The organism is Lentilactobacillus parafarraginis DSM 18390 = JCM 14109 (assembly GCF_001435895.1).
GTDB classification, from domain to species: domain Bacteria; phylum Bacillota; class Bacilli; order Lactobacillales; family Lactobacillaceae; genus Lentilactobacillus; species Lentilactobacillus parafarraginis.
Map to the genome: position 1 here is coordinate 1 of NZ_AZFZ01000179.1, position 1,046 is coordinate 1,046.

Here is a 1,046-nt window from a genome sequence, read left to right on the forward strand (position 1 = left end):
ATTTTCCAACATTTTACAACCGTTGCTGACAGTTGGTTCATCAAGCACAACAAGGTCTCGTTTAATTTGTAAAAATAAAACTAATTGAACAAGTTTTCGCTCGCCTCCAGATAATTCTTGGTAATGTTTATTCCACCGTTTTTGCAAAAAGCTAAATGAATATTCTTCAATTTTATCTTTCAAATAGCCCAGCTCGATCTCATATTTACCATATTCAATTCCAAGGACTAAATTTGCAATTTCCCCAACAGTAATTGAACCAAGCATCGGCAAAGTTTGATTAATGTACACATATGAAAATGTTTTATCGATTTTAAGTTTAGCTTGTCTAAGCCCAAGAATAACATCAATCAATGTTGTTTTACCAACACCATTTCTTCCAACTAAAAAATTTATTTCATTATCAGCAATTGTAAAGTTTAAATCTCTAAAAAAAGGATCCTTAGATCTAGGAAAAGTATACGTTAAATTTCTAATTTCCATTAGCTTCACCCTTCTACTGGCAGAATCAGCATTTTTTTATAACTAACAAACCCAATCAACATTGACATAATATAAACGATTGCGAAAGTAAAGAAAAAATCAAGCGCGGGAACATTTCCAATTAGAAATTGAAAGGTATCGTTCAAAAAATAAATTGGATCAAAAGTATTTAATAAGACATCTGTTATTTTAACTGTAAACGTGTTGATAATAAGCGATGAGATCACCAGCAAAGCAATAGTCGCAAGGTTTAAGATAACAGGGATTGATTTCTGCTTTAACTTAATACAGATTAAAGGAAGACATATACCAACTAAGGGGATATACGTTAAAACTAAGACTTCTAATAACTTAAATATTAAACCAAAAGGATTCATCCTAAATAGAACCGCGCAGAAGATACTTGTACAAAGCAAGGTAATAAATATGATGAATAAATTGATAATCATCTTGCTTATGATAAAGACAGAATTGTTACTAAGCAACGAACTATACTGTTTCAAATAGCCTTGTTCTCTAAGCATCGGAATATCTGTCAAGGGCAGTTTAAAAATGTAGGTTTT

General features: G+C 31.1%; 2 protein-coding genes. Both read right to left on the minus strand.

Going from position 1 to position 1,046, the window contains the following annotated elements; all coding sequences use genetic code 11:
- On the minus strand, window positions 1-483 hold a 483-nt coding region (locus FD47_RS14600; RefSeq protein WP_056980848.1), incomplete at its 3' end, for an ATP-binding cassette domain-containing protein.
- Window positions 484-488: 5 nt separating this feature from the next.
- The coding region (locus FD47_RS16010; protein ID WP_235806125.1) for a hypothetical protein at window positions 489-1,046 on the minus strand (558 nt) is incomplete at its 5' end.